At 67.8% G+C, this 255-nt stretch carries 1 pseudogene; it reads left to right on the forward strand.

The window, feature by feature from the left end:
• A pseudogene (locus DQG18_RS15910) lies at positions 1 to 255 on the forward strand (NAD(P)(+) transhydrogenase (Re/Si-specific) subunit alpha); the annotation flags it as partial.

Raw genomic sequence — 255 nt, forward strand, 5'->3', positions numbered from 1 at the left:
TGCAAGCCTTTGCCATGGAACTGATGCCGCGCATCACGCGCGCGCAGGTGATGGACGTTTTGTCCTCGCAGGCCAACCTTGCGGGCTATCAGGCGGTGATCGATGCCGCCGGTGCGTTTGACCGGGCACTGCCGATGATGATGACGGCGGCGGGCACGGTGCGCGCGGCCAAAGTGTTCGTGATGGGCGCTGGCGTTGCGGGGCTGCAGGCGATCGCCACCGCAAGGCGGCTGGGGGCTGCGGTTTCGGCCACCG

The sequence above is a fragment of the Pelagibacterium sediminicola genome, assembly GCF_003390885.1.
In the GTDB taxonomy this organism is placed as follows: Bacteria; Pseudomonadota; Alphaproteobacteria; order Rhizobiales; family Devosiaceae; genus Pelagibacterium; species Pelagibacterium sediminicola.